Annotated in this window: 26 protein-coding genes, 2 tRNA genes and 1 other RNA gene; 17 read left to right on the top strand and 12 right to left on the bottom strand. The window is 61.6% G+C overall.

Annotated features, from left to right (window positions below; genetic code table 11):
- Positions 1–24 precede the first annotated feature (24 nt).
- The gene (gene msrA, locus Q4G32_RS05770; RefSeq protein ID WP_303350114.1) at positions 25–564 is read right to left on the bottom strand and encodes a peptide-methionine (S)-S-oxide reductase MsrA; all 540 of its coding nucleotides are present in this window, start codon (positions 562–564) and stop codon (positions 25–27) included.
- Between the two features lie 75 nt (positions 565–639).
- Here msrA and Q4G32_RS05765 point away from each other — a divergent pair, with 75 nt between their 5' ends.
- The 5 genes from Q4G32_RS05765 to Q4G32_RS05745 all read left to right on the top strand — a co-directional run bounded on the left by Q4G32_RS05765 (position 640) and on the right by Q4G32_RS05745 (position 6,437).
- Entirely contained in the window at positions 640–1,551 is a 912-nt protein-coding gene (locus tag Q4G32_RS05765) for a Nif3-like dinuclear metal center hexameric protein (protein ID WP_303349926.1), read from the top strand.
- A 53-nt stretch (positions 1,552–1,604) separates the two neighbouring features.
- On the top strand, positions 1,605–2,333 hold the full coding sequence (locus Q4G32_RS05760) for a zinc ribbon domain-containing protein (RefSeq protein ID WP_303349924.1): 729 nt from the start codon (positions 1,605–1,607) through the stop codon (positions 2,331–2,333).
- Positions 2,334–3,296: a MurR/RpiR family transcriptional regulator gene (locus Q4G32_RS05755; RefSeq protein ID WP_303349923.1), complete on the top strand. Its 963-nt coding sequence runs from the start codon at positions 2,334–2,336 to the stop codon at positions 3,294–3,296.
- 169 nt (positions 3,297–3,465) lie between these two features.
- A complete protein-coding gene (locus Q4G32_RS05750) occupies positions 3,466–5,115 on the top strand; it encodes an NAD-dependent malic enzyme (protein WP_303349921.1) in 1,650 nt (549 codons plus the stop codon).
- Positions 5,115–6,437: a threonine/serine exporter family protein gene (locus tag Q4G32_RS05745; RefSeq protein ID WP_303349920.1), complete on the top strand. Its 1,323-nt coding sequence runs from the start codon at positions 5,115–5,117 to the stop codon at positions 6,435–6,437. The genes Q4G32_RS05750 and Q4G32_RS05745 overlap by 1 nt, the downstream gene beginning before the upstream one ends.
- Before the next feature lie 30 nt (positions 6,438–6,467).
- Here Q4G32_RS05745 and rnpB read toward each other — a convergent pair.
- Together rnpB and Q4G32_RS05735 are read right to left on the bottom strand one after the other, a co-directional pair.
- An RNA gene (gene rnpB / locus Q4G32_RS05740) (RNase P RNA component class A) lies at positions 6,468–6,852 on the bottom strand.
- 63 nt (positions 6,853–6,915) lie between these two features.
- Positions 6,916–8,418, bottom strand: coding sequence for an SLC13 family permease (locus Q4G32_RS05735; RefSeq protein WP_303349919.1), 1,503 nt, complete (start codon positions 8,416–8,418; stop codon positions 6,916–6,918).
- Between the two features lie 80 nt (positions 8,419–8,498).
- On the opposite strand from Q4G32_RS05735, the gene Q4G32_RS05730 reads away from it, so the two are divergent.
- Positions 8,499–9,293: a YaaA family protein gene (locus Q4G32_RS05730; RefSeq protein WP_303349918.1), complete on the top strand. Its 795-nt coding sequence runs from the start codon at positions 8,499–8,501 to the stop codon at positions 9,291–9,293.
- 63 nt (positions 9,294–9,356) lie between these two features.
- On the opposite strand, the gene Q4G32_RS05725 is transcribed toward Q4G32_RS05730, so the two are convergent.
- The 3 genes from Q4G32_RS05725 to Q4G32_RS05715 form a co-directional block, all read right to left on the bottom strand.
- On the bottom strand, positions 9,357–9,503 hold the full coding sequence (locus Q4G32_RS05725; protein WP_303349917.1) for a hypothetical protein: 147 nt from the start codon (positions 9,501–9,503) through the stop codon (positions 9,357–9,359).
- A gap of 169 nt (positions 9,504–9,672) precedes the next feature.
- The gene (gene def / locus Q4G32_RS05720; protein WP_303349916.1) at positions 9,673–10,254 is read right to left on the bottom strand and encodes a peptide deformylase; all 582 of its coding nucleotides are present in this window, start codon (positions 10,252–10,254) and stop codon (positions 9,673–9,675) included.
- Positions 10,255–10,365: 111 nt separating this feature from the next.
- Positions 10,366–11,019: a hypothetical protein gene (locus Q4G32_RS05715; protein ID WP_303349914.1), complete on the bottom strand. Its 654-nt coding sequence runs from the start codon at positions 11,017–11,019 to the stop codon at positions 10,366–10,368.
- 139 nt (positions 11,020–11,158) lie between these two features.
- Between Q4G32_RS05715 and Q4G32_RS05710 the strand changes: the two genes are divergently transcribed.
- The 3 genes from Q4G32_RS05710 to Q4G32_RS05700 all read left to right on the top strand — a co-directional run bounded on the left by Q4G32_RS05710 (position 11,159) and on the right by Q4G32_RS05700 (position 13,340).
- Positions 11,159–11,662, top strand: a complete 504-nt coding sequence (locus tag Q4G32_RS05710) for an RNA polymerase sigma factor (protein WP_303349912.1) — start codon at positions 11,159–11,161, stop codon at positions 11,660–11,662.
- Between the two features lie 46 nt (positions 11,663–11,708).
- Entirely contained in the window at positions 11,709–12,338 is a 630-nt protein-coding gene (locus tag Q4G32_RS05705) for a methylated-DNA--[protein]-cysteine S-methyltransferase (RefSeq protein WP_303349910.1), read from the top strand.
- Positions 12,339–12,527: 189 nt separating this feature from the next.
- Positions 12,528–13,340: a shikimate 5-dehydrogenase gene (locus tag Q4G32_RS05700; RefSeq protein ID WP_303349908.1), complete on the top strand. Its 813-nt coding sequence runs from the start codon at positions 12,528–12,530 to the stop codon at positions 13,338–13,340.
- Between the two features lie 58 nt (positions 13,341–13,398).
- Here Q4G32_RS05700 and Q4G32_RS05695 read toward each other — a convergent pair whose 3' ends face one another.
- Entirely contained in the window at positions 13,399–14,661 is a 1,263-nt protein-coding gene (locus Q4G32_RS05695; protein ID WP_303349906.1) for a PQQ-dependent sugar dehydrogenase, read from the bottom strand.
- 106 nt (positions 14,662–14,767) lie between these two features.
- On the opposite strand from Q4G32_RS05695, the gene Q4G32_RS05690 reads away from it, so the two are divergent.
- Positions 14,768–15,418: a hypothetical protein gene (locus tag Q4G32_RS05690; RefSeq protein WP_303349904.1), complete on the top strand. Its 651-nt coding sequence runs from the start codon at positions 14,768–14,770 to the stop codon at positions 15,416–15,418.
- Here Q4G32_RS05690 and Q4G32_RS05685 read toward each other — a convergent pair.
- Positions 15,415–16,002 (bottom strand): TetR/AcrR family transcriptional regulator, encoded by a 588-nt coding sequence (locus tag Q4G32_RS05685; protein WP_303349902.1) that lies wholly within the window; start codon positions 16,000–16,002, stop codon positions 15,415–15,417. The genes Q4G32_RS05690 and Q4G32_RS05685 overlap by 4 nt on opposite strands.
- Positions 16,003–16,094: 92 nt before the next feature.
- On the opposite strand from Q4G32_RS05685, the gene Q4G32_RS05680 reads away from it, so the two are divergent.
- From Q4G32_RS05680 to Q4G32_RS05670, 3 genes are all read left to right on the top strand, one after another.
- A complete protein-coding gene (locus Q4G32_RS05680; RefSeq protein ID WP_303349900.1) occupies positions 16,095–16,865 on the top strand; it encodes an ABC transporter ATP-binding protein in 771 nt (256 codons plus the stop codon).
- Complete coding sequence (locus tag Q4G32_RS05675) at positions 16,862–17,725, top strand: ABC transporter permease (protein WP_303349899.1); 864 nt, start codon at positions 16,862–16,864, stop codon at positions 17,723–17,725. The genes Q4G32_RS05680 and Q4G32_RS05675 overlap by 4 nt, the downstream gene beginning before the upstream one ends.
- Before the next feature lie 157 nt (positions 17,726–17,882).
- A complete protein-coding gene (locus tag Q4G32_RS05670; protein ID WP_303349897.1) occupies positions 17,883–18,668 on the top strand; it encodes a hypothetical protein in 786 nt (261 codons plus the stop codon).
- Positions 18,669–18,715: 47 nt separating this feature from the next.
- Here the strand turns inward: Q4G32_RS05670 and Q4G32_RS05665 are convergent, their stop codons facing one another.
- From Q4G32_RS05665 to orn, 3 genes are all read right to left on the bottom strand, one after another.
- Positions 18,716–19,450 (bottom strand): TVP38/TMEM64 family protein, encoded by a 735-nt coding sequence (locus tag Q4G32_RS05665; RefSeq protein WP_303349896.1) that lies wholly within the window; start codon positions 19,448–19,450, stop codon positions 18,716–18,718.
- A gap of 257 nt (positions 19,451–19,707) precedes the next feature.
- Positions 19,708–19,783: transfer RNA gene (locus Q4G32_RS05660), tRNA-His, on the bottom strand.
- A gap of 100 nt (positions 19,784–19,883) precedes the next feature.
- Positions 19,884–20,552, bottom strand: coding sequence for an oligoribonuclease (gene orn / locus Q4G32_RS05655; protein ID WP_303349895.1), 669 nt, complete (start codon positions 20,550–20,552; stop codon positions 19,884–19,886).
- A gap of 218 nt (positions 20,553–20,770) precedes the next feature.
- Here orn and mptB point away from each other — a divergent pair, with 218 nt between their 5' ends.
- From mptB to Q4G32_RS05635, 4 genes are all read left to right on the top strand, one after another.
- Entirely contained in the window at positions 20,771–22,390 is a 1,620-nt protein-coding gene (gene mptB, locus Q4G32_RS05650) for a polyprenol phosphomannose-dependent alpha 1,6 mannosyltransferase MptB (protein ID WP_303349893.1), read from the top strand.
- A 225-nt stretch (positions 22,391–22,615) separates the two neighbouring features.
- A tRNA-Ala gene (locus Q4G32_RS05645) sits at positions 22,616–22,691 on the top strand.
- Positions 22,692–22,881: 190 nt separating this feature from the next.
- The gene (locus Q4G32_RS05640) at positions 22,882–24,150 is read left to right on the top strand and encodes a flavin monoamine oxidase family protein (RefSeq protein WP_303349891.1); all 1,269 of its coding nucleotides are present in this window, start codon (positions 22,882–22,884) and stop codon (positions 24,148–24,150) included.
- Positions 24,151–24,514: 364 nt separating this feature from the next.
- A complete protein-coding gene (locus Q4G32_RS05635; RefSeq protein WP_303349889.1) occupies positions 24,515–25,894 on the top strand; it encodes an MFS transporter in 1,380 nt (459 codons plus the stop codon).
- Positions 25,895–25,966: 72 nt separating this feature from the next.
- Here the strand turns inward: Q4G32_RS05635 and Q4G32_RS05630 are convergent, their stop codons facing one another.
- The gene (locus Q4G32_RS05630) at positions 25,967–26,605 is read right to left on the bottom strand and encodes a TetR/AcrR family transcriptional regulator (protein ID WP_303349888.1); all 639 of its coding nucleotides are present in this window, start codon (positions 26,603–26,605) and stop codon (positions 25,967–25,969) included.
- Positions 26,606–26,712 lie beyond the last annotated feature (107 nt).

Here is a 26,712-nt window from a genome sequence, read left to right as displayed (position 1 = left end):
CTGATCCAGGCTATCCAGATTTCTTCAGTTACCCCTAAGTAATGATGGGGTTAGAAACTCGGCGTAACGTTGGCGCACCTTGGCCAACTTGGGGTTGATGACCACCTGGCAGTACCCGTTGAAGGGCTGACGTCCATAGAAGTCCTGATGGTAGGACTCAGCCGGGTACACCGTTCCCAGGGGTTCAATGGTGGTGACAATCTTGTCCTCGAACAGCGGCTGTGCGCGTTCAATGGCCGCCCGAAACAGTGCTTCCTGTTCGGCGTCCGCGGGAAACATGGCCGAGCGGTACTGGGTGCCGACGTCGTGCCCCTGCCTGTTGAGGGTGGTGGGGTCGTGGCCGGTGAAAAACATGTCCAAGATGATCTGGGGCGCAACCTCATCGGCATCAAAAGTGACCACCACGGCCTCGGCGTGACCGGTGATGCCGGCGCACACACTGTGATAATCCGGGTTGTTCGTGTGGCCGCCCGTGTAAACGGACTCCACGCTCAGCACGCCGCGGGTGATGCGGTACACGGCATCCAGGCACCAGAAGCACCCGCCTGCCAGGACAAAAGTCATTTCTCTCACGTGTGTGTCCAACACGGAGAGGCCCCTTCCTATTCCACGGCTGCGGTGGCCTCCTAGACTGAGGCCATGGAATCTGCCCAACAGATCGCCTCCGCGACGCCCACGTCCGTGCCCACCGTGGCCCAGATCGTGGCGATGGCCGGAGAGCTCTGGCCCTTTGCCACCCAGGAGTCCTGGGATGCCTCCGAATTGATCGTGGGGCGCCCGGAGGCACCCGTGCGGCGCATCCTGGTGGCTGTGGATCCCGTGCGCCCTGTGGTTACCGAAGCCCTGGATCAACGCGCGGATCTGGTGCTGGTTCATCACCCGCTGATGCTGGGCGGTCAATCGTCAATTGCCGCAGACCAGTACAAAGGGCGTTTGATCCACGATCTGATTGAACATCACGTGGCCCTGCTGGCCTGTCACACCAATGCGGACAGCGCCCGGGACGGTGTTTCGGAAACCCTGATCCGAGCCTGTGGCGTACCCCAATCGCGCCCTCTGAAACCGCTGGAGCAGGACCCCGCCGTGGGGCTTGGCCGCATCGGCCAACTGGAGACCCCACTGTCGTTGGAGGCACTGGCGCAGCGACTTGCCGGCGTGGTGCCACCCACCGCTCAAGGAGTGCGGGTGGCCGGTCCCCGGGAGCGCCAGATCCGAACCGTAGCCGTGTGCGGCGGTGCAGGGGGATCGTTGCTGGAAGACGTGGCTGCCACGGACGCGGATGTTTACATCACAGCTGACCTGCGCCATCACCCTGTGTCTGAGGCTCGTGAGGCTGCCGTGCACCGCCACGGCGATGACGGGCTGTGCCTGATTGACCTCTCTCATGCGGCCAGCGAATGGCTGTGGGCACCGGTGGCCGCCCGTCAACTGAAGGAGTCGCTGGGGGAGGCGGGGTACGACGTCGATGTGGTGGTCTCCCGGTGTCGCACCGATCCCTGGGATTTTCAGATCCCCAGCTCCCATCCAGAGCCCCAGGACCGCTGGCAATAGTGGATGCGCGGCCCCTCAACACACACCAGTTCCATGCGATGGTAGGAGAAGCGATGACCACAGTCACACCGGAAAACCTGAGCGCTCTGCTGGAACTTCAGCAACGGGACACGCGGATGACAGCGCTGGCCGAAGCTCTGCAAGGGTTGCAGTCGGAACCCGAACTGGTCACCGCTTTGAAGCGCCGGCAAGCTGCTGTGGCCAAGGCCAAGGAACTGGACACCCGCCGCACAGAACTCGTGGCAGCGCAGGCCACAGCGGAACAGAAACTCACCGACGTTTTGGACCGTTTGGAAAAAGACCGAGCGCGCCGGGATGCCGGGGGATCCGTCAAGGAGGTCTCCGCACTACAGCGGCAGATTGAATCCTTGACCACCCAGGTGGAAAAGGCGCGAGCAGCCAGGGTCGCAGCGGCCACGGAGTTGGAGAGCTTTATGCAGCAGCGTGCGGTTCTGATGCCCAAACTCCAAGCGGCTGACGCTGAAGCCAAACGACTGGTGGCCGCCACCAAAGATCGCGGCGCCAGCATGCAGACCGAACACCAGGAGCTTGCCGCGGGGCGTGATGCTCGTGTGGCAGCTGTGGGGAACACGGCCCTGGTCACCAGATATGAGCGCATCCGCACCGGTGGCCACATCATTCGTACCGCAGCCACCGAACGGACCGGACCGGTGTGCGGTTCCTGCGGGTCCACCATGAGCCCCGCGGAAGTGGTGGACGTGGAAGCGGACGCCACGCAGATCTCCACCTGTCCGTCCTGCGGCGCCATTTTTGTGAATTGAGTGGTGGGTGTGGAAGATGGCGCGGAGAGTGTAGAGCCGCTGGCGTCCGTGGTGGAGAAGATTGCGAGTGCCGGGGAACTCCCGCCGGGGGAGAGCGCCGTTGCCGGTTACCTGGGGCGCGCCCTGCCCGGGGCAGCTCTGCTGAACCTGCAGCAGCTCAGTGACCGAGCCGGGGTCAGTACCGCCACCGTGACGCGCTTTGCCAAGCGGCTTGGCTACAGCGGATTCAAATCATTCAATGCGGCCTTGCGCCGTCACGCCCACCATCACCTGCAGCACCCGGGAGATCGGTTGGCTGCCCACCACGTGAACACGGCGGTCACCACTGACCGGGATGCCCAGCACCCCGGAGACTCAGACACTCTGGGCCGACGAGCTGAACTGGTGCAAAAGAACGTGCAGGCCACCAGCGTTTCCGTGGATCCGGATGCCTTGGCGCGGGTGGTTGATCTGTTGGCGCAGGAGGCCAGGCCGCTGTACTTGGCCGCTGTGGCCTCCGGTCATTTTGTGATGGCCCACTTTGCCTCTCTCCTGGCCTACCTGCGGGGCAATACCGTCCTGCTGGGACCCGGAACTGATCACTGGCCGCACGCAGTAGCGGGCATGCCCTCTGATGCGGTGGTGCTGGCCTCCAGCGTGGACCGAGACCCCGCTGCCATCAAGGCCCTCATGCTCTATGCCGATCGGCGCGGTGCCACCACGGTGCTGATCTCCAACGCACCGGCGGCCACCACACCTTGGGTGCAGATCCATCTGGAGTTCAACAACACCTCGGACGCGGTGTTCAGGTCCAGAACACCCTTGTTGACCGTCTTGGAGGCGTTGCTGGACGGAGTTGCCGCAGCGCAAGATCACGGCGCTCACCCGGAGGATCAGGCGCGTGGGGTCCTGGGTGGTTCCCCGTCCAGGGCTGATGACCTGGAGGAAATGTTCGCTCTGCTCGGTACCCATACGCCGCGATGACATGTGATGTAAGAAACTGATGGCGGGGTCGATTTAATGACATATCTGTCAGTAATCTGACTTCAGGATCTTGCGCTGGCTATGGGCCTGTGCGGATCTGCGAAGGACCCTTGCCGGTCACCAACGAAGGTGACCGGTGCGATCGACCACTCAACTGAGAGGATCATCCATGTCAGAGCGTCCAGAAGTCGTGACCAACCCGTTGCGCAATCGAGGCACCGCCTTCACCCCTGAGCAGCGCTCCACGCTGGGGCTGGTGGGCCGCTTCCCGGCAGCCGTGGAGACGTTGGAGGAACAGGCAACCCGCGCGTATCAGCAGTTGCACACCTACGACTCCAACCTGCAGAAGTACATCTTTTTGGACCGCCTGCACGCACGCAATGCAGTGCTTTACTTCAAAGTTGTGGTGGATCACCTCACGGAACTGAACCCCATCATCTATGACCCCACCATCGGGGATGCCATTGAGAACTGGTCAGCGGACTTCCGGGACTCTGATGCCGTTTACCTCAACATCAACAAGATTGAGGAGGTGCGTGAATCATTCGAGAACCTGGGTCTGGGGCCGGATGACGTTGACCTGATTGTGGTCTCGGATGCCGAGGAAATCTTGGGCATTGGCGACTGGGGCGTCAACGGGACGGACATCAGCATTGGCAAGTTGGCCATTTACACGGCCGCAGCCGGTATTGATCCTTCACGAACCATTGCCGTGAACTTGGATTGCGGTACCAACAACGAGGAACTGCTCAATTCGCCGTCGTATTTGGGCAACCGCCACTCACGTGTCCGGGGGCAGCAGTACGATGACCTGATTGCCGAATATCTGAAGGTGACCAGTGATCTGTTCCCCAAGGCACTGCTGCACTTTGAGGATTTTGGCCCCTCCAATGCGCGGCGCATTCTGGTGGACAACGCGGATCAGTACCGAGTCTTCAACGATGACATGCAAGGCACGGGCGCCATTGTGATGGCCGCGGTGTTCTCCGCCATGAAGGTCACGGGAGATTCCTTTGCTGATCAGTGGCTCCTTGTTTTTGGTGCCGGCACTGCCGGGACCGGCATGGCGGACCAGATTCACGCGGGTATGGTGCGGGCCGGACTCAGCGACGACAACGCCCGGTCGCGTATCTGGCTGGTGGACATCAACGGTCTGGTGACCGATGACATGACGGGTTTGCCGAACTATCAGGCTGCCTATGCCCGGCCTGCATCTGAGGTCTCCGATTGGCAACGCCAGGATGGGAAAATTGATCTCCTGGAAACCATCAAACAGGTCAAACCCACCATTTTGATTGGAACCTCCACGGATCACGGCGCCTTCACCCAGGATGTCATTGAGGCCATGAGCGCGGGAGTTCAGCGGCCGATCATTCTTCCGCTGTCCAATCCCACCAAGCGCATTGAAGCAATGCCTGAGGACATCATTCCTTGGTCAAAGGGCCAAGCCCTGGTGGCCACAGGTATTCCGATCACACCCTTTGACTATGACGGCGTGACGTTCACAATCGGTGAGGCCAACAATGCGCTGCTGTATCCGGGACTGGGGCTGGGCACCATTGTCTCCGGTGCCAGCAAGGTGAGCGACGGCATGCTGTTGGCGGCTGCTGAAGCCGTGGCGGGTCAGGTGGATCCGTCCCAGCGCGGTGCTGCCTTGCTGCCTTCGGTGGAGAACCTGCGCGCTTCCTCCGCCACCGTTGCCGTTGCCGTTGCCAAGCAGGCGGTCAAGGACAATGTGGCCACGGTGAGTTCGGATGACTGGGTTCAAACCGTGCAGGATGCCATGTGGGTTCCGGCTTACCCGGAGTCCACCAACTGATGCGTGCGGACAAGACTGCTGCGGGGACCGATCCGGTCCCCGCAGCAGTCTGTGCCCAAGCGGCCGCTCTGTTGCACGGCAACGGTGAATCCACGCAGGCCACCATCTCCGCCATGGAACACCTCCAGACAGTGGCCCACAACCCCCAGGCGGCGGCTCACAACAAGCCCCAGACGGCCCAAGAGCCTGAAGGGACGGCCACCGCTCACTTCCCCATGCGTGAGGACTGGTCCGGGATCACGGTTTTTGCCCCGCAAGATCAGGGTGGAACCCAGTACGTGCCTGCCAGTCCCACCGAGCATCATCTGGGGCGGGTCAATGCTGGGCTGCGCGCCATAGGAGAGTTTCGCGGTGATTTTGGCGCACTGAGCCACGAATTGCAGGCGGCTTCCCAGCTGAAGGCCTATCCAGCATGGGTCTTTGCCCTGGCGTGTGGACTGGGCTCCATGAGCTTGGCGTTGATTTTTGGTGAACAGCACCCGGCTTCCGTGGCCCTGATCGGTGCTGCTGCAGCTTTGGGCGGTGTGGTGCGACGAGCCATGGCCGGCCATTTCGATCAATTTCTGCAGATCTTCACGGCTGCGTTCATCGGCGGTGCGGCAGGTGCCCTGGCGGTGCACCTGGGAATCAGTGACTCCGCGCGCCTGGTGGCACTGTGTCCCGCCATGGTCTTGGTTCCGGGACCGCACATTCTCAATGGCTGTTTGGACCTGGCCCATCGCAGAGCGGATCTGGGGACAGCCCGGCTTGTCAACGCCGGGTTGATCGTGCTGGCCATCAGCGCAGGTGTGCTGGTGGGGCTGGCCGCCGGGGGAGTCTCCCTACCGGTCGAAGGAGTGACTCACCCGGCCATGGGATACACGGATGTACTGGCCGCAGGTCTGGTGGCAGTTGCCTACTCCGTGTTCTTCACCCTGCCCGTGAAGTTCATGCCCTGGGCGGCCGGGGTGAGCATGCTTGCCCACGGACTGCACTGGTACTTGCTGACGGTGCTGGGGTGGTCTTTGGCGGCAGCCGGATTGGTGCACTGCCTGGTGGTGGGCATCGTGCTCTCACCGGTGTGCAAGCGGCATCGGATTCCCTTTGTGGGACCGGGCTTTGCCGCCGTCGTCGCTCTGGTTCCGGGGATGTACATGTTCCGGGCCGCGGCCGGTGTGGTGGTTCTGGCAGGGGGCAATGCAGACGCCCAGTTGTTGCTGCAACTGGCAACGGATGCCTCCACCGCCGTGGTGGTCACCCTGGCGCTGGCCACCGGGCTGCTGATCCCGCACCTGCTCTGGTCAATGATTCTGCGGAACAGGGTTCGTCGCAGAACCTCCTGAGACATGGTGAGCCCGTTGAACCGTGGGCGGGGGACAGGATGGCCTATGAGCCGGATTTTGTGCTCGCGTGCGGTTGCCCAACAACGCGGCGGTGACCATCCATCTAGGCCCACCGTTGCCGATGGGCTCCAGCGGCCTACCCGGATACTCGGGCGAGCAGCCCTCAACGCATCCTGTCTGACCTTGCTCCGGACGGGGTTTACCGAGCCGCACCGGTCACCCGGTGCGCTGGTGGGCTCTTACCCCACCTTTTCACCCTGACCCACGACGACGAATCGCGTGGGCGGTCTGTTTTCTGTGGCACTTTCCTGCGGGTCACCCCGAGTGGGCGTTACCCACCGTCCTGCTCTGTGGAGTCCGGACTTTCCTCGAAGCATCGGTCATCCCGATACTGCGCGGTCACCCGGCCATCCTGTCCGGCAGGTGAGTTTACCTGCCTGGGGACGGCTTCACCGTCACCGACAATCCACAGGCGGTATTACATGCCACTGGAGAGCACCACCGGTTGCCACAGCAGAATGAACAGGGAGACCAAGGTGAGAGAGGCCACGTTCATCCAGAAACCAGCTTTGACCATGTCACTGATGGTCAGGTATTCGGAGGTGAAGACCGCAGCATTGGGTGGCGTGGAAATGGGCAGCATGAACGCCATGGAGGAGGTCAGCGCCACAATGGCCATGATGGCAAACGGGTCAATTCCCATGCCCAGGGCCAGCCCCACGCTGACCGGAATCAGCATGTTGGACACCGCGGTGTTGGACATGATCTCGGTCATGAACAGCACGATTGCGGCAATGGCCACCACAATGGCCACATAGGGCAGAACCTCCAACCCGCCCAGCTGCTCGCCGAACCAGGGGGTCAGACCGGATTCCTCAAAAGCTGCGGCCAGGGACAAGCCACCGCCGAACAGCAGCAGAATGCCCCAGGGCAGTTCCGTCATGTCCTTCCAGATCAAGATGCCACCGCGGCGGGGTTCGCCGTCGCCGGTGTCCTGAAGCTGGCGGGCCGGGAGCAAGAACATGGCCACGGCGCCCAGGATGGAAACTGTGGGGTCCGTCAGTGGGATGTTCCAGTCCTCCGGGATGAAACCGATGGTCATCCACAGCGCACCCACCACCACAAAGATGCCCAGCACGGTCTTCTCTTCGTAGCTCATGGGGCCGAGCTTTTGCAGCTGATCTTTGGCGAAGTCCGAGGAGATCTCCGGCTGTTCCTTGATGCGGAACTGCACTCGTGACAGGAACACGTAGAGGAACAGCAACATCAGAACGGTCAGGGGGAAGGCAAAGATGAACCACTGGGCAAAGCTGACGCGGATTCCCAGGTGGATTTCTGCCTGTGCGGCAAAAACCGCATTGGGCACGGAGCCGATCAAGGTGGCCAAGCCGCCGATGGAGGCGGCGTAGGCAATGGAGAGCAGCAGTCCCTTGGCAAACTTTTGCAGATCTCCGTCCTTGAAGAGCTGCTTCTCTTTGACCTCCTCGATCAACGCCAAGCCGATGGGCAGCATCATCAAAGCGGTGGCAGCATTGGAAATCCACATGGACAGTCCGGCTGTGGCCAGAATGATGCCCAACATGATGCGGTGACCGCGCGTTCCCACCATGCGAATCACGGTCATGGCAATGCGCTTGTGAAGGTCCCATTTTTGAATGGCCAGGGCAATGGTGAAGCCGCCCATGTACATGAACACAATGGGATTGGCGTACGCCATGGCCGCTGTGGCTTGATCCGTGCCGCCCGTCATGGGGAGCAAGAACAACGGCATGAGGGACGTGGCGGGAATGGGCATGGCTTCGGTGATCCACCAGGTGGCCACCCACAACGTCACGGACAGCACCGCCCGCGGTGCATCCTCCAGACCTGTCAGGGCAGGGACAAAGTAGAAGATCAGGAACAACGCCGGTCCCAAGACCAGTCCAATGCGCTCACGCGACAGGAGTTTTCGGGGCTGTTGAGTTGCTGTGCTCTGCGCCATAGTTGTGGAGCCTGTCACAGCCAGTGACACCTGTCCAAAAGTGACGCCGCTGTGTCCGGGCCGCTGGATAGGATCAAGCAGTGCTGATCTTGCTCCCCCCTTCCGAGACCAAAGCCATCCCCGCAGCCGGTGACCCAGTTGACCTGACGGCACTGTCCTGGCCCGAGCTCACTGCCGCACGGGCACGAGTGATCAAGGCTTTGACCAAAGTCAGCGCCCAGAAGAACGCTCTGGAAGTGCTGGGGGTGGGGCCGTCCCTGGCACAGGACGTTGCCCGCAACCGTGACCTTGAACAAGCTCCGGCCGGTCCGGCACTGGAGGTCTACACGGGGGTTCTTTTTGACGCACTGAATCCCGCAGGTTTCACGGCAGCTCAACGCAGGGTGGCAGCTGAGTCCTTGGTGGTGATCTCCGCAGTGTGGGGTGCCGTGCGTCCTTCTGATCGAGTGCCGGCTTACCGTCTGTCCGGCGGTACCAGTTTGCGCGGGCTTGGCAAAGCCGGTGGCCTCAAACTGTCCACTTACTGGAAACCCCATTTGGCTGCTGCCTTGACTCCTTCAGCCGAAAACACCTTGGTGATCGACTGCCGCTCTGCAACCTACACCGCTGCCTTCCAGGCACCCCGGGCCAACACAGTGGGTGTCAAAGTGGTGCAACTGGTCAACGGTGTGCGCATAGTGGTTTCCCACAACGCCAAACACACGCGCGGACTATTGGCCAGGCACTTGATAGAGCAAGAAGCTCAAGGTACTCGGATTGAGACCCCGGCTGATCTTGCAGAAGTGGCGGCGCAGTTGTGGGAGGTTGAACTGCGGGCACCAACGGCCACCAAGGCCGGTGAACTCACCGTGGTGTTGCCCGAGACCGTGGTGTGATTCCGGGCAGTGGCGGAGCACCCGCGCCGTCGTTGCCCTTCCACCTGCGGTCCGCATTCGCCCTCATTCGGTACGCAAAAGACCAAGAATCGCCTCGATCCTGGGCGATTTGCGTACCAACTCAGGCCAGCCGAGACCATCGAGGTCGAGCTGCCAGCCCGGCCACACCACCCGCTCACCGGAATCTGACGGGGTTTGAAATATCTGCAAACGCCGCTCCTGGCGTGTACCTGTTGGAGGCTCGGCGGCTGAACTGCGTGAATGTAGTCGGCGTCGGCTCGCGTCACCCACTTGGGGAGACATGCCCTAGTGCCGTTCACGCTGCTACGCGTTGGTGGGGTCAGCAGTTTTCGGGCTGTGTTCAGTCCTGGGCGTGCGTTCAATCCTGATCGTGGCCGAACGGGTCCTCATCAACTCCGGGCTCCCAGCTGTTGCCCGGTACACCCCATCCCTGGGCGCGGACAGCCTTTTTGGCCTTCTTCCCCCACTTGGCATTGAGTCGATCCACGTAGAGCTTGCCGTCCAGGTGGTCGTACTCGTGCTGCATCACGCGGGCAAACCAACCATTGGCTTCCCAGCCAATGGGTTGACCGTCAACGTCAAAGCCCGCAATTTTCACCCAGTCTGCCCGTTTCAGCGGAAAACTCAATCCGGGCACCGAAAGGCAGCCCTCGGTTTCTTCCTCCGGGTCCGGGTTCTCCTCGGAAATTTTGCCCACCGTCAACACGGGGTTGATGATTTCGCCGCGGTCGGGGGCGTCGTCATCGTTGGGGAAAACAAAGGTGAAAATACGCAGCCCCACTCCGATTTGCGGAGCGGCCAGGCCAACGCCGTGGGCCGCGTCCATGGTGAGGTGCATGTCCGCAACCAAGTCTCGCAATTCTTGATTGAACTCCGTGACCTTGGCGGCGGGCCGGTGAAGGGTGGGGTTGCCGGTGATGACCACGGGGCGAATGGGCATGCGAGCAGCTCCTTGGTGCGGGTTACGGTGTGTGCCGGGACGGCAGCCGATTCTACTGGAGCTGCGTGGCAGGGGCCGCTGACGGCTTGCCGTGGCGGCGGCCAACTGCGCTCAGAGGTGTGAAACTGCGTGCAGGATCAAGGCCGCAGCCCCCAGAAAACAGGTGGCCACCGGCAGCAGACCTGAAATCCGAGCGCCCCACCCGTTCTGATGCCCGTGCTGCTGGTGGGCCTGAATCCGAGCCAGAGCTGAGGGCATGATTTTGGCCAGGAGAACGGGAAGCCACGCCGGGAGCAGGGTGATGGACATGACCACTGCCAGCCCGGGAACTACTGCCCACACCGGCCAATTGGAGGCACCCAAGTGCTGAGATGCGGCCAAGAGCAGAGGTATGGAGGTGAAATTGGTGGCCATGGTGATGCACCCGCGAGTCAAATTATTCGCGTTCTGCCCGGCGTTGGGCGCGGGGTGACGATCCTGGCGCAGCAGGTGAATGCCGTACCCCAGCAAAACAAGCGCCAAGACGGTGTCCACGCCGGTGGAGACAACTTCGCGCTCCACAAAAGTCGTAAAGGCCGCACCCAACAAGCCACCACCGACCACGCAGATGAGGCCGGCAATCAGCGCATTTCCCAAGAGGTACTGCAGGCCGCCCCGGGCACCATCACGTAATTGAATGGTGGTGGAGTTCACCAGAACCATGGGGCTGACCGCTGAAAGCAACGCCAGCGGGAGGACAGCAAGGATCACACTGAAGACATGCACGAACCCATTGCACCACAGGCGGCCTTGCCCGGAGGTGAGTGCATGCTCCCGATGTTGCGCGCCGGCAATACATGCTGGAGAAAAACTTTTCCGATGACCTCACAAACCTGCCCTCTGACGCGTCTACGGTGTGATGAACATGAAACAGCCCTTTGAGAATGCCGTGGAGACGCATGGCCAAACGGTCATGCGGGTCTGCCGCGCAGCCCTTGGTCCCGGGACGGAGGCGGAAGACGCCTGGTCGGAAACGTTTTTGGCTGCCATGAAGGCGTGGCCTCAACTGGATGCCCAGACCAACGTTCAGGCCTGGCTGGTGCGTGTGGCACAGCGAAAAACCATTGACGTGCTGCGTGCCCGATCCCGCGGGGCAGTGCCGGTGGACAGCGTGCCTGAGACAGCCTCCCCGTGGGGCAATCCGGACGTGGAGAACCACCACGTGTGGCAGGCCGTGGGGGCATTGCCGCAACGCCAGAGGCTATCTGTTGCCTATCACTTTTTGGGCGGCTTGAGTCATGCGCAGACCGCGGAACTGATTGGAGGCAGCGCGGCCTCCGTCAGAAGAGCCTCTGCGGATGGTGTCCGGGCATTGCGGGAGGCCCTGGGGCATGAGGCGCAGTTTGGTACCAGCCAGACTTCGTCCTGAACACGGCGTCTTGCACAGCGGAAGAGATACAGAACAGGTGAAGAGAATGACCAACCCAACCCAACAGGACTTTGTGACGGACCTGGAGACTCAGTTGAACGCCTCCGGAGATGACGTTGCCCGCCTGCGCTCCCAATTGGCTGCCACAGCGCAGAAGGACGGGCTGCTTGACGTGGCTTTCAGGGAGCTTGATTCACCGCTGGGCACCTTGCTGGTGGCCACCACGGAACGCGGTGTGGTCAAAGTCGGTTTTGAGTCCCAAGGATTCGACAGCCTGCTCAGTGAGCTGGCGCAGAGGGTGAGTCCGCGAATCCTGTCCGCGCCCGCACGTTTGGACAACGCAGCCCGGCAACTCGATGAGTACTTCCGGGGTGAGCGCCGGGAATTTGAGCTTGAGCTGGATCATCAACTGTCCCGCGGGTTCCGCGATCATGTGCAGCGTCAGCTACCGCGTATTGCCTACGGCCACACCGTGTCCTATGCCCACTTGGCCGAGCTGGCCGGTAACGCCCGTGCCGTACGCGCTGTGGCTTCTGCCTGCGCCACCAACCCGCTGCCCATTGTGGTGCCTTGTCACCGGGTGGTCCGTACAGATGGCAGTTTGGGAGGCTACCTGGGTGGATTGGAGGCCAAGGAGAGTCTGCTGGCCCTTGAACGGAACGGTTCCCGGAACTGAGCGGAACGGTTCCTGGGACTGAGCGATCAGGCCCCGGGCCTGATTCGCTGGAAGAACCTTGTGCACGCGGGCAGACAGGTCACATACGATCCTGTCTCCCCGCCAGCACACGGTTTTTACGGGCAAACCTGGCGCAACAAATGGCGCAACAAACGGTGTAGGGCGCCCAACCCGTGAGATTGTGTGCAGGTGAAAGACATCAACAAGGACACCCAGCTCTGTATCTCACTGTCAGCCCGGCCCACGAACATCGGGACCCGCTTTCACAATCATCTGTATGAGGTACTGGATCTGAACTACGTCTACAAGGCCTTCACCACCACGGACATCACCCAAGCCATTGCAGGTGTCCGTGGTCTGGGCATCCGCGGCTGTGCTGTGTCCATGCCGTGGAAGGAAGATGTCATTCCACTGGTGGATGAGATGGCGCAGTCGGCGGAAGCCATCCAATCGGTGAACACGATCGTGAACAACGACGGCCGTTTGACCGCCTACAACACCGACTACCAGGCGATTTACGACCTTCTGGATTCACACGCGGTGCAGCCGTGCTCCTTTGCCGTGCTGGGTGCGGGTGGCATGGCCAAGGCTGCCGTGGCCGCGCTGACCAATGCCGGGTTCGGCCCCGGAACCGTGGTGGCCCGTAATGAAGAGACCGGGCGTGCTCTGGCCGAGCAGTACGGTCACGCCTGGGCACCGACCTTGGATGGTGTTGAAGCCGAGCTGCTTCTGAACGCCACACCCGTGGGCATGTCCGGTGGTCCTGCCGAGCACGATCTGGCGGCACCACAGGATGCCATCGACCGCGCCAAGACCATCTTTGACGTTGTGGCCTTTCCTTCGGAAACCCCCTTGGTCTTGGCCGCTCGGTCAGTGGGCAAACCCGTCATCACCGGTGCTGAGGTGATTGCCCTGCAGGCCGCGGAGCAATTTGTGCTCTACACCGGCGTACGCCCGTCGGGTGAACAGGTGGCGGAGGCATCGCGTATTTCTCGCGCCTGAGCTTCCCGAGATACCTGAGATTCCTGCGTTTCCCGTGGACCGGGGCAGCTTTGGCCGTTCACGTTTGCGGTGTGAGGCGTAACAACTGAGCGTCGCTGCCGTCCTCAATCACCCAGATGGAGCCATCCGGTGCCTGTGCGATGTCCCTGATCCGCGCTTCCATCGGCCAAATCTGCCCGTCAATGGCACGGTCGCCGTCAATCCGGACGTGGATCAGCGCCTGCCCGGAGAGTGCTCCGATCAGCGCATCCCCTTGGAAATCCGGGAACAGATCAGAGTCGTAGATGATCATGCCCGCGGGGGAGACGCTGGGATTCCACCAGGCCTGCGGGCCGGTGAACTCGTCTGAGTCGGTGTGATCCGGGATGTCCCCACCGCCGTAGTGCGAACCATTGGATGCTTGCGGCCACCCGTAATTCTGGCCTTCCTCAATGCGGTTGAGTTCATCACCTCCCTGGGGTCCCATCTCCGAGGACCACAGCGTGCCATCCGGGGCAAAAGCCAGCCCTAGCGGATTCCGGTGGCCGTAGCTCCACACCTCGGCTGCCACCTCACCGCGGTCGGCAAAGGGATTGCCCGGCGCCGGTTCCCCGTCTGGGGTCAGACGCAGGATCTTGCCGAGTGAACTGTCCAGATCTTGGGCCGGGTCCATTTCTTGCCGGTCACCGGAGGTCACAAACAGATGCTCGCCGTCCGGGCTGAAGGCCATGCGATGGCCGAAATGACCGTTGCCGGTGGTTTTGGGAACCTGCTCCCAGATCACTTCCAGGTCTTCCAAGGCTGTTTGATCGCCCGAATCCTCCAAGGTGGCGCGCCCGATCACAGCACCTGTGCCGGTATCGCCAGCCTGCACCCAGCTGAGGTACACCGTGCCGTCCTGGTCATACGTGGGACCGGCCACCACGTCCCCCAAACCACCTTGACCTGCAACAACGGGCTCAGGCACCCCGGTGAGCGAAAGCTCACGGTCACCGTCAAGATCGCGCAGGATCACAGTGCCGTCACGGGTGGTGATCAGAAGGCTTTGGCCCCCGGGCAGAATCTCCACCGCCCACGGAGAGTCGTAGGTCCCCACGGCCTCCACCGAAAACGGGGGATTTTGCTCCTCAGACAGTGAGAACGACGTCGCCCCCGCAGCGTCGTCGTCTTCACCGGTTGCGGAGGGCGAACCTGGGCTGCCTGCACCGGATGCGGGGGATGCAACGGACGTGGTGGGGGACGGCTGGGAGGAGTCCCGGGATTCACCGCACGAGGTCAGTGCTACACCGAGTGCCAGCAAGCCGGCGGTGGAAAGCGGCAGGTTGCGCGTCAGAAAGGACATGAGACCACGGTATGACATGGCATCCAGCGGCGGGAGGGGTGGCGCGGCGGCATCCGCTCCTGGTGAGTCGAGGTGCTCCACGCGGAGCGTTCATTAGCATCGAAGCATGTATGGATCACAGCGGTTGCGTTTTCACGGTCACATTGTGGGGGCTGGGACAGCCGAAGGGACGCGCTTGGTTCTGGGTAGCTGGTGGCGCACGCCGCACGGGGCTTTTGCGGATGTCATGGTGCAACGATCCGATGGCCACCGCGTGTTGTTGGCTCCTGATCCTTGGGCGGCGGAGTTTGTGAGTAGCACCTATGGCTTTGACCAGGTGGTGGTCACACCCGTGCATCTGGCGCGCACGGGCACCAACCGTGGTTCCAACTGGTCGGTTTCTGTCGGCCCACTGACCTGGGATTTCACCGTCGGGCCGCGAACTTCCCTGGGACATCTACTGTGTGCGGTGCCGCCACAGATGAGTAGGACGCACACTTTTGCACGGCTGGCCAACCCTGTGGCTGCCCGTGTGATGCCGGGGGTGCAAACCCTCGGCTCTGCCGGAGGGGATCGCACCGAATGGTACGCAGCGCATGACCTCCACCGTCTGACCCACTCCCGAGTGCACTGGGACGGTCTGTCCTTGGGAGATTTGACGGACGTGGTGCCTGCACCAACTTTTGGGTTCAGTTCCACACCGCGCGTTCCAGGTGTCACAGCTGTGACCACAACAATTCAGTTGCCCGCCGGTGCCCGGCTCAGCCTCTCCAGCTAGACAGATGAGCGTAGAAGACGCTGCATGCCCACGTGCTGCAGTTCTTGCGGTACAGCATCACGGTTGGCCAACGTGAGGAACCCAATCCCCTGATCGAGTGCCGCCATCAGGCTCCCCAGCTCTCCAGCGGTCAAGGGGTCATGCTCATGGCGCTGCGCTTCTGCGATCACGGTGTAGTGCTCCGTGAGCTTGACCTGGCGCTCGGCGAGTTCGTGGCTCAGCGTGTGATCACGGGCAGCCACGGCAATGAACTCCAGGGTGGCCAGGGCAAAACCTCGTACGGCATCGGGCGGTGCGGTGTCGGGGACGGTGGTGCGGGTCAGAGCAGCGGTGGAGGTGCAGTCATCGGCATGGCCGGAGGTCAGCATGTTCACGTCCATCACGGCCAGAAACAGCGCAGCTTTGTGGGGGAAGTTGGAGTAGACCGCGCCTTTGGAGAAGCCGGCCTCCTGGGCAATGGCTGCCAGATTGGCCTTGTGGTAACCATCCCGGGCGAAAACGGAGCGCGCCGCCAAGATCAAGGACTGACGGGTTTGCTCTTGCCGGTCTTTGCGGGACAAGGGGTCGCGGTGATCGGCGGTCATGGATAGAGCTTAATTGTCTGATGGCCTTGACCGGCATTCACAAATTCAAATACTGTTGGTATTCGGATACCAACAGTATTTGAGGTGATGATGTGAGTGCATTGCTCCAGATTCAGGGCGTGACTCGTCGATTCGGGTCGGTTGTGGCCAACGACGACGTCAGCCTGTCCGTCTCATCCGGCCAGGTGGTGGGGCTGCTGGGACATAACGGCGCGGGGAAAACCACGTTGGTCTCCCAAGTTCTGGGGTTGCTGCGCCCGGACAGCGGCAAGATCCAGGTTGTAGGCATTGATGCTGTGGCACACCCCGGCAAGGCTCGGACCGTGGTGGCAGCCCAATCGCAGTCGCAGGCGCCAATAGATGGCCTCACCCCACGTCAAGCCATATGGCTGTCTGCCAGATTGCGTGGCGCCTCAAGGTCCCACGCCAAACAGGTGGCCACGGAACTGGCAGAGGAGCTGGACATTGCCCAGTGGCTGGATCAGCGGGCCCTTCCAGAAGGGCGGGGCTTGTCCGGCGGTATTCGCCGCTTGGCGGCATTCGGCATGGCGGTGGCTGTTCCCGCGCCGGTCATCATCTTGGATGAACCGACCAACGACATTGACCCTGCACGGCGTCGTCGTCTCTGGGATGCGGTACGACGCCGTGCGGACGACGGCGCCGGGGTGCTGTTGGTGACGCACAACGTGGTGGAGGCGGAACGGGTACTGGACCAGGTGGTGGTGATGAATCGGGGCCGGGTTGTTGCCAACGGAACGCCGGGGGAGCTGCTGCCCGCAGTCGGAGGCCACGACGATCCCGCCAGTTCTCTGGAACAGGTGTATCTGCGCCTGACCGGGGAAGTCGGAGGGGAGGCGGCATGAGTCCCGTCCAGCGCGACAGCCATGAGCCCCAAAGCGGCCATGAGCTCAGGCGTGGCCATGAGCTCAGGCATGGCCATGGGTGGCGGGAACCGGATGGGCTGGCTGCTCCCCAGGCTCAGGCGGTGGGCTTGGCAACACAGTGCACCACCCTGCTGCGTTGGCAACTGGCTGCAGTGGGGCCCATGTTGCCACTGGTGCTGATTGTCCAAGTCATGATGGCCGCCGGAATAGCGGTCGGTTTTGGTTTCATCATCCCCGATATCAGCTCGGACACCGCGCTGTTTCTCTCCACCGGTATCCCCACGGTGCTGCTGATGACCATAGGGCTGGTGATTGTGCCCCAAGCGGTGGCCACGGCCAGGCTCAATGGCACGTTGGACTACATGCGCTCACTGCCCATTGCCCGCCCGCTGCTGGTTCTGGTGGATCTGGTGTTGTGGCTGGTGGTGGGGTTACCCGGAGTGGCGGCAGGCGTGGCCGTGGCGGCAGTGCGCTATCAGTTGGAGCTCTCGATCAGCTGGGCTCAGCTGGTGGGGGCCGCGCTGTTGGTGGCGATCACGGCCACAGCGGTCGGCTATGCCATCGCTTTGACCTTCAAGCCCATGGTCGCGCAGCTGCTGTCACAGGTTCTGGTGTTTTTTGTGTTGCTGTTCTCGCCCGTGACGTTCCCGGCATCCCAGCTGCCGCAGTGGTTTGCAGCTGTTCACGATGCCCTTCCCGTGCGTCCGGCAGCCGATCTGATCCGGGCTGGACTGGCCTCGGAGACCTTCACCGCCAGTGGCAGAGATGTTCTGATTTTGGCGATCTGGGCCGCCCTGGGACTGTTCTTGGCCGTGCGAGCCGTGACGCGCAGAGGCTGACCCAGCTGGCTGCGGATCACAGAGCTGGGCATTCCCGGTGAACACCACATTAAAACTCTCTTAATTTTCCGGGCTACCATGGCGTGCCATTGGGAACGCGGGCCGTCACGGGTGTGACACGGGCTCGACTCAGCAACTCGATCATTGGGGGATCAACATGAGCAAGCACACCACGTCACGGGAAGACTCAGCGGCCGTTGCGGCCGAGTGGTCAGTGCCTCCAGAATCCGCACGGGCTGCCACCCTGCGTGCACCCTTGCCTGCCCGCAGCGTGGTGTGGTGGACGCTGCTGATCCTGTTGTTGGTCAATGCCTTCTTCATGCTGGCCAACGTGGCTCACAACATGGGCGATGGTACCGAGGAAGGCATCCTCGGCATCTTTGCCCCGTTGGCTTGGGAGGGAGATTACGACGGTTCCCACATTGAGATTTGGGGCCACATCCAACTGTTCGCCGCCGCAGTTGTTCTGGCCGTCCTGGCCCGAGCCCACCGCAGTGCGCTGCTGGGTGCCTGGGGCTTCGCGCTGTTCGTGGTGGTTGTTGACGACCTCTTTCAGGTCCACGAGGAAGCCGGTGAGGTGTTGGCTGAGTCCCTGGGACTGCAACCCGCACTGGGCTTGCGCCCGGAGGACTTTGGGGAGCTGCTGATCTGGGCGGTACTGGGCATCATGGTGCTGGTTCCACTGGTCACCGCATACCTCAAAGCGGATGCCTGGGCCCGCAAACAATCGTGGGTCATGGTGGGAATCTTGGCGCTGTTGGCGGTCTTTGCTATCGGTTTGGACATGTTGGCGATCATGCTGCAAGGCCACGTTCCCGGTCAGGTGCTGCGTGTTGTGGCCTGGACGGAGACCCTGGGAGAGATTGTTCCAATGTCCTTGTTCCTGGCCTTTGCCGTGAAGCTCGCAGTGGCACCGGAGGGATTCAGAACCCGCAAGGCCTGAGCGTGGGCCGGGGGAGGGGCGTCGTCGTTGTGGGGTGCAGTGGAGTGTCAGCCATGGCTGCGGTTTTCGCGGGTGGCGCGCTTCCAGCGCCGGGATGCCACCACGGTCATGGTGATCACCGCAGCCCATCCCACGCCCACGGCGGTCATGTTGTACCAGGTGGGATTGGCAACGACGGCGCCCAACGCCACCAGTGAGATCTGCCCAGGCACCACGGAGACCACGCTGGCAGACAGAAATGTGCGCTGGTCAATGCCAAATGCCCCGCTGCCGTAATTGACCGGCCAGTACGGGATACCGGGCATCAGCCGCAGGGTTGCAACGGCTTCAAAACCTGCTCCATCCAGATAACTTTCCACCCTCTGCCCGTGCGAGCCCAGGAGCTTGCGCACCAGATCAGTGCCCAACGCCCGTGCGATCCAATACCCACCCCACGAGCCCAGCAGCACTCCGATCACGGACAGGCCGCTGCCCAAGCCCACGCCAAAAAGCAGGCCGCCGGTGACCGCCATGACCGTGACCGGGATGGGAGTCAGCGCTACGACGGCGTAAACGCCAATGAACACCAACCAGGCCAGCCAACCGAAATCATCTATCCGGTCTTCCATCTGAGCAGCGGTGGGTAGATCAACGTTGAACACCAGCCACACCATGACCAGCAGCACCAGGAGTAGGGCGCCGTTACGGATCAGTGAATCCCAGGAGGTTCCGGAAGTGTGACCGCGCGGGGAGGGCTGGTGTTCGGCGGTTCCGCCGCTCGCTGGGTGTTCAGGGGTGTTCACGGAACCACCTTACGCGGGTCAGGAATGCGGTTGACTTCCCACCCGGGCGTTGACTTCCCACCCGGCTGCATTTTTGGGCCCTACAAGGTGGGAGCTCGGCGCTTTCCGGGGAAGTCGACCGCACAGGGGGAAGTCGACGGCGCCCCGAGTGTCCGTGAGCCCGAGCCTCCAGCCGAGTGTGAGTTTTCAGCCGGCACAGAAGAAAACGTGAGGCCAGCTTTCCCGCTGCGTACGGGAAAGCTGGCCTCACAAAGTGATGGGGTGAGCGACGGGGGTTGAACCCGCGACCTCCTGGACCACAACCAGGCGCTCTGCCGACTGAGCTACGCCCACCAAGATGCACTTCACGGACAGCGGAACATCCTCCAGCCGCGAAAGCAACGCGGACCACTATAACCCATTTGTGATGGACTGCGTGCCGCGTGTGAGGTGCTCAGCTGAGGTTGGTTCGCGGGGCGTCGTCGTTGGGGGTGGCGGTGTGTGAGTCGCTGCCGGTGCGGGAGGCTTCAATGCTGGCCGCAACGTCCCGGGCTTTGTCCGAGGACGGTCCAGGATCGGCAACAAAAACCGCACCGCGGTAGTAGCGCAGCTCGTCAATGGAATCTTGAATGTCACCCAGGGCACGGTGGTTGCCGGTCTTGGGTGGGGACTGGAAATACGCGCGGGGGTACCAACGGCGGGACAGTTCTTTGATGGTGGAGACATCTATGACGCGATAGTGCAGGTGCTCAATCAGTTCCGGCATGTCCCGGACCAGGAACGTACGATCAGTGCCCACGGAGTTGCCGGCCAGCGGTGCTTTGCCGGGTTCTGGAACCCACTGGCGAACGTAATCCAGGACCGCTTGCTGCGCCTGTTCCATGGTGGTGCCCTGGGGTAGTTCCTCCAGGAGACCCGAGGACGTGTGCATGTTGCGGACAAAATCGTTCATCTGCGTCAACGCTTCATCCGTGGGTTTGATCACCACGTCCACACCGTCGCCGAGCACGTTGAGCTGATCGTCAGTCACCAGAACGGCAACTTCAATGAGGGCGTCATCCTCCAGGGAGAGCCCAGTCATCTCGCAGTCGATCCACACGATTCGTTCATTGGAAATAGCCACTCACACCACTTTATAGCCCCCGACTGCACCTGTAATGCCACGGTCATGCGCATGGCGCCCGGGTTACGCCGCATGGCCCCCGGTAGGATGGCCCACGATCGACCGCAGATTCACGGCCTTGGACCGCGGGCATCCTCCCCTCACTGTGTTGGGCACACGCGGTTCATTCAGTGGTTGTCAGGTATCCCGCATTCCTCAGCCCACACCAGAGGGGACCTGTGTCAGCAGCCAATTCCAACCCCAGCCCGTCCAGCGCGAATGGCCACTCCACAACGGGGGAGGGCGCTGCCGCGGCTGAGCGCACGGGCAGCACGACGACGACGCAGCCCGGGGTCATCTCTCAGGATCGGCTGCGGCGTTCTCCGTTGCGAACTGTGATTGCCGGAACCATCGGCTCGATTTTTCTCTTTGTGGGTTCCCTGGGTGTGGGATGGCTGGCGGCGGTTTCTGAGATCAGGCAAAACCCCGTGGTGATTGCGCTGCGTTTCACCACGCCAGGTGCCATCGTGTCCATCATCTTGGTGGCCCTGGGCGGGATGCTGCTGGTCCGTGAGTGGCTGCGGTTGGGACAGAAACTCAACCACTGGGGCCCGGATACACGGAAGTGGATCAACGCGGCCATGATTGCGTGGTCCCTGCCCATGATGGTCGCCATTCCCATGTTCAGCCGCGACATCTACTCCTACATTGGGCAGGGCCGGGTCATGCAGTCCGGGCTCAACCCGTATGAGTACGGCGTTTCCTACATTGAGAACTTTTTTCAACTGGGTGCTGACCAACTGTGGAGTGAATCCCCACCCCCGTACGGTCCGCTGTTTTTGTGGATGGAACAGGGCGTAGTGGCCATCACGGATGCCCAGCCGGACCAGTCGGTTCTGCTGTTCCGCGCTTTGTGTGTGATCTCCGTGATTGCCATGGCATGGATGGTGCCCAAATTGGCGCGGATGCACGGGATCAACCCCACCCGAGCACTGTGGTTGTCCATTGCAAACCCGTTGTTCCTGGTCAACTTCATCCTGGCCGCCCACAATGACGCCATCATGATTGCCCTGGCGTTGGGAGGTGTGCTGGCGGCTGCCACCTGGCGGGACTGGCGTGGCGGTTTGCTGGGGGCCTTTCTGGTGACCATGTCCGTGGCCATCAAACCCATCACGTTGGTGTTTCTGCCGTTCATCGGTTTGTTGTGGGCAGGCAAGGGTGCCTCCTGGCCGCGTAAGTTCCTGATTTGGTTCCTGACGCTGCTGTGGTCTGTGGCGATCATGGCGGTGATGGGTCTGGTCTCAGATTTCGGGTTCGGTTGGGTCTCTGCCATGTCCACCCCCGGCTCCGTGTTCATCTGGTATGCCCCAGTAGGCATGCTGGGGGTGCTGGCCAGCGTGTTGGTGGGCTTGGTGGGTGGCAACGGGGGCACAGCCATGGATCTGGTCCACAGCATCGGCCAGCTTTTGGCCGTGCCGGTGATTCTCTACATGATGTTCGTGGGGCGGGATGAGCGGATCATTCGCCGTTTGACCTTGGCTTTTGCTGCCATTGTGGTTTTTGCACCCATGATTCAAGCCTGGTACGTGGTGTGGCTGATTCCGCTGTTTGCCGTGACCGGAATCCGATCCGATTGGCAGGTTGACGTGCTGTTCTTCCTGACCGCGTTCTTCATGATCTACGCGGTCTCCGATCAAATCGACGTATTCCCCTACCTGGACATTGATCTCAGTTCCGGGCGGACCATTGCCGCTGTGATCGCCATTGCATACGGCGCCTACCTCTGGTTCCTGGACCCCGCCACCAGACGCCTCTTCCGGGGCAAGTACAGGCACACGTTGCAGTCCACCGTGATCTGACCGGTGTACGTGGAGTTCTGTGTGTTCGATGTGATCCACAGCAAGATGTGCACCACAGGAAGCGGCGCACGCAGGGATCGCGTGCGGTGGATTTGCGGGTTTGAATCAATCTGACCTAGGCTCTACAGCGTTGTCCGAACAGGGAACGAACATCGAACCAACGGGACATGTTCCAACCACCGTTGATACACCCATCAGCATGGTAGAGTTTCCGGGTCAACACATGGGGCTGTGGCGCAGCTGGTAGCGCATTTGCATGGCATGCAAAGGGTCAGGGGTTCGAGTCCCCTCAGCTCCACCACCAGGTCAGCCTCCGCGAATGCTCGCGGAGGCTGACCTTTTTCGTATCCGCCGCGATACATTTGAGCTCTCGATCCGCAGGTCAGCGGTTAAGTGTTAGCGGGTAGCGGCAGGAGCGAGGCATGGGTGGACGTCCCCACGTACTCACACGACGTTCGCTCATCCTTGGAACAGCAGGTTTGGGAGCCACTATGGTTAGCACGGGATCATCGCGCAGTACACCCGCCAGCGTCATTGTTGTTGGCGCCGGCGCTGCTGGACTGGCAGCAGCTTCTTTACTTCAAGAATCCGGTGTTGAGGTCACGCTGTTGGAGGCAAGGCATCGAGCCGGGGGCCGAGTGCATACTGTGATGTGGAACGGGTTGGCTCTCGATGTGGGTGCATCGTGGATTCATGGCATTGACGGAAATCCCATCACAAGGCTGGCCAAAGATGCCGGAGTTGCGACGGTGCTAACCCAGGGGGAGACCGAGCGTGGTCCCGTAGCCGGTCCGGGCGCAACCCCCTCCAGCTGGGATGACATCATCTGGGCAGCCCTTGCCGAGGTGGACGATCCTCAGGTTTCGGTCCAGAGTGCCGTTGACAACTATCTGTCAGAACGGCCACTCACCGCAGCTGAAGCACATGACCTACGGGTTCAGATGACCAACCTGTTCGATCTGAACTACGGAGCCAGCCCCCGTGAAATCTCGGCGAGCTGGGCAGATTCTGACGGAGAGTTGGATGGTGGTGATGTCACGTTCCCAGACGGATACATGGGTGTTTTCGCACCGGTGATGGCCGACCTCCGAATCCTGCTCAACACACAGGTGACAACCGTGCGTGCCACTGACCGTGGGGTAGCGGTGGGGTCATCCGCCGGTGTCTTTGAAGCTGACGCCGTGGTTGTGACTGTCCCGCCAGCCGTGTTGGCCTCGGGAGCCATGGAGTTTGACGACTTTGTTGATGACCATCTCCAGGCTGCATCAAAGATTCCCATGGGGTGTCTGAGCAAAACGGCGTTTCTGTTCGAGGAACCATTCTGGGAACCCCAGGCAGATTGGCACAACCTGGTGGGGACAGATCCTGTCCGATGGGTCAGTTGGTTTCGTCCGCGCCATCAAAACCAAAACCTCCTGATTGGCTTCAACGGGGGTGATGTGGCACGCGAATACGAATCGGCAGACCCGCAGACAGTTCGAGCCGATGCCATGGTCGCCCTACGGGAAATGTACGGCCCTCATGTTCCGGAGCCCATTGACTGGGTGACCACCGGGTGGTCCTTGGACCCATCCGTGAAGGGGTCATATTCCTATGTCGGCAGCAACGGAGATCAGGCAGACCGGGCCGTGTTGCGCTCCCCCGTGGAGGGGCGAATCTATTTTGCGGGGGAGGCACTTGCTGAGTCACATGTGGGCACGGTGCACGGTGCCTGGAACAGCGGTCTCCACGCGGCCAGACAAGTACTGCTGGGGCGTTGACGAACACGTCAAGCATGCGTTTCGGTGATCAAAGCGGACCGGTTTCCACTGATCATCCGGAAACGTGAGCGAGGCAAGCGGACCATCAGGTCCCGCAGGATGAATCCACTTCCCATCTGGCTGTCGAGCTCCCCGGTTTGCGCCGACGCCCCACGTCCTGGAGGCGGATTCTGCAGCCAGATGGGGAGTCGGCGGTTCGGGGGCACAGCATCCTGAAATCTTCGACCGATGAGTCGATTTTTCGACCAAGTGATTGAAATCACACCCGAATGGTCTTACCGTAAGGCTCAACGTTCCAGCTGTCGCAGGTGAGCAGGCCCGCGCATTCAGCTGGAATCCCCACACACGGTAGGAGCAAGTGCCTGTGAGCCATCCCGTTGAGTCCGCCCGTACTGCCGAGGCTGAAGCGCCGTCCGTCATGATCGAGGTCTCGCCGCAACAGCGCCGTCGAGCATTCATTGGAGCCACCGTTGGCCACCTGATCGAGTGGTATGACTACGGCATCTTCGGCTTCCTGGCTGTCTACGTGGGGGCCAACTTTTTCATCTCGGAGGACCCTCTGGTGGGAATCCTCAGCGCCTTTGCGGTGTTTGCCCTGAGCTTCTTCATCCGCCCTCTGGGCGGTCTGTTCTTCGGCCCGTTGGCGGACAAGATTGGCAGGCGGTCCACGCTGCTGATCGTCTTGACCATGATGTGCGGTGCCACCATGTTGATCGGCATGTTGCCAACCGCCCACGCCATTGGTGTGGCGGCCCCCGCACTGTTGGTGCTGCTGCGCCTGGTCCAGGGCTTCTCTGCCGGTGGCGAGGTTTCGACCATCACCGCATTCATTGCCGAGTACGCCAAAAAGGGTTCGCGCGGCTTGGCCACCAGTTTTCTGATGACCACTGCCGCTTCAGGGCTATTGATCGGTGCCGTGGTGGGCAACGGCATGACGTGGGCGCTGGGCGCGCAGACCATGACGGATTGGGGCTGGCGTATTCCGTTCCTACTGGCGGGTCCGCTGGGTGCAGTCGCCATTTTCATCCGCTTGAAGTTGGAAGACAGCCCGCAATTCAAGGCCCTGCAGAAGGAGAACAAACTCTCCAAAGCACCGCTGCGCGAAGTCCTGCGCTACCCCCGCCAGCTGTTGTTGACCGCATCCGTGATCGCTCTGTTGGCCTCCAGCTTCTACCTGGTCCTCACCTACATGACCACGTACTTGGCCACCATCCTTGAGATGCAGCCCGGCATCACCTTCACCTACGTGTTGGTGGCTGGCGGTATCGGCGCTGCTCTGATGCCCGTCGGTGGTCTGATCACAGATCGGATGGGGGATCGGCGTATTTTCCTGATCGGGGTGACCATCTACTTCACGGCCGCCGTTGTCTGGTTCTTCTACACAGCACCGACCGCCAGCCCCGCAGGCCTGTTGCTACCGCTGATTGCCGTGGCGATCGGATTCGGGCTCTACTGCGGCGTCCCATACGCCATCATGAGTGAATTGCTGCCAACACGGGTCCGCTCCACCGGCATTGCGTTGGGGTACAACATTCCGGTGGCACTCTTTGGCGGTACGGCTCCGTTCATTGCCTCCTGGCTGATCGCCAACACCGGCAACGTGTCCTCTCCGGCTTGGTTCTTTGCCGTCACCGCTGCGGTTTCACTGCTGGGCCTGCTGTTCATGCGCAAGAGTGATTTGCTGGGTGCCCGCGAGGCCAACGAAACCCTGCACAAGATGGACATGACCGCCCTCTCGCGCTGAGCGTCACCTGACCCCACAACGACGCCGGTCGGCCCCCTTGGGTGCCGACCGGCGTCGTCGTTCGAGCGTATTTCAGAGGAAAAGCCGCATGGCGCTGTTGGCCACCTGGTCACGTGCGGTCTGCCGCTGATCGTGTGGCCACGTGGGGCGAACCCACAGGGGTGCCTGGTTGAGGACGCCGTGAAGGCAGTGCATGGCCACGGCAAGATCGGGGCAAGTGAATTCCCCGTTGTCCATGCCGCGCTGGGCGACCGCACGGATCAAAGCATCATGTTCCCGGCGTTTGGCCCGAATGTCCTCCTCAAAGGTGGCGGGCCAGGTGCTGGGGTAGAAGAACACGGCAACATCCTGGGTGTCAGCCTCCGTGCTGATCAACAACTGTTCAGCAATGAGTTCCCGCAATAAGGACTGAGCGGAGGTGGATGTGGTCGTCTCCAAACGATGGCGGAGTCGCGCCATGACCTGATCAAAAATGTTGTTCAGGGCTGCTGCCACCAGGGCATCTTTGCTGGGGTAGTAGTGGTACAGAGTTGCCTTGGCAATGTCGGCGCGCTCTGCCACGTCTTCCAAGTGCAGGCCCTGATACCCGTGGGCAATCAACACCCGGGTGGCCTGGGCCAAGATCTGGGCGCGACGGCGATCCCTGCGCCGCTGGACCCGTTCGGAACCGCGGTGATCCCCGTCCTGCTGCGTGGTTGCGGACTGGGGCATGCAGTCTCCTCGGGGGCAAGTTGTGGGGGAAAAGTTCCTTCTGATGATAGCCGGGGTCGGATGGTCCTTACATTGGGGGACCCGTGGTGCAAGCCGTGCGCAGTTTG

It is taken from the genome of Kocuria sp., assembly GCF_030538595.1.
Classification (GTDB): Bacteria; Actinomycetota; Actinomycetes; order Actinomycetales; family Micrococcaceae; genus Kocuria.
The sequence above is the reverse complement of the archived record's forward strand: the minus strand, read 5'-3'. Positions and strand labels throughout refer to the sequence as shown.

Bases quoted from the DNA above. Each gene is read 5' to 3' on its own strand.
- Q4G32_RS05765 (WP_303349926.1), top strand. From the start codon at position 640: ATGGAATCTGCCCAACAGATCGCCTCCGCGACGCCCACGTCCGTGCCC.
- def (WP_303349916.1), bottom strand. From the start codon at position 10,254: ATGCCCATTCGCCCCGTGGTCATCACCGGCAACCCCACCCTTCACCGG.
- Q4G32_RS05685 (WP_303349902.1), bottom strand. From the start codon at position 16,002: ATGACCGCCGATCACCGCGACCCCTTGTCCCGCAAAGACCGGCAAGAG.
- Q4G32_RS05705 (WP_303349910.1), top strand. From the start codon at position 11,709: ATGACCAACCCAACCCAACAGGACTTTGTGACGGACCTGGAGACTCAG.
- Q4G32_RS05710 (WP_303349912.1), top strand. From the start codon at position 11,159: ATGAAACAGCCCTTTGAGAATGCCGTGGAGACGCATGGCCAAACGGTC.
- Q4G32_RS05745 (WP_303349920.1), top strand. From the start codon at position 5,115: ATGCGTGCGGACAAGACTGCTGCGGGGACCGATCCGGTCCCCGCAGCA.
- Q4G32_RS05750 (WP_303349921.1), top strand. From the start codon at position 3,466: ATGTCAGAGCGTCCAGAAGTCGTGACCAACCCGTTGCGCAATCGAGGC.
- msrA (WP_303350114.1), bottom strand. From the start codon at position 564: ATGACTTTTGTCCTGGCAGGCGGGTGCTTCTGGTGCCTGGATGCCGTG.
- Q4G32_RS05675 (WP_303349899.1), top strand. From the start codon at position 16,862: ATGAGTCCCGTCCAGCGCGACAGCCATGAGCCCCAAAGCGGCCATGAG.
- Q4G32_RS05690 (WP_303349904.1), top strand. From the start codon at position 14,768: ATGTATGGATCACAGCGGTTGCGTTTTCACGGTCACATTGTGGGGGCT.
- Q4G32_RS05640 (WP_303349891.1), top strand. From the start codon at position 22,882: ATGGTTAGCACGGGATCATCGCGCAGTACACCCGCCAGCGTCATTGTT.
- Q4G32_RS05670 (WP_303349897.1), top strand. From the start codon at position 17,883: ATGAGCAAGCACACCACGTCACGGGAAGACTCAGCGGCCGTTGCGGCC.
- Q4G32_RS05760 (WP_303349924.1), top strand. From the start codon at position 1,605: ATGACCACAGTCACACCGGAAAACCTGAGCGCTCTGCTGGAACTTCAG.
- Q4G32_RS05695 (WP_303349906.1), bottom strand. From the start codon at position 14,661: ATGTCCTTTCTGACGCGCAACCTGCCGCTTTCCACCGCCGGCTTGCTG.
- Q4G32_RS05630 (WP_303349888.1), bottom strand. From the start codon at position 26,605: ATGCCCCAGTCCGCAACCACGCAGCAGGACGGGGATCACCGCGGTTCC.
- Q4G32_RS05735 (WP_303349919.1), bottom strand. From the start codon at position 8,418: ATGGCGCAGAGCACAGCAACTCAACAGCCCCGAAAACTCCTGTCGCGT.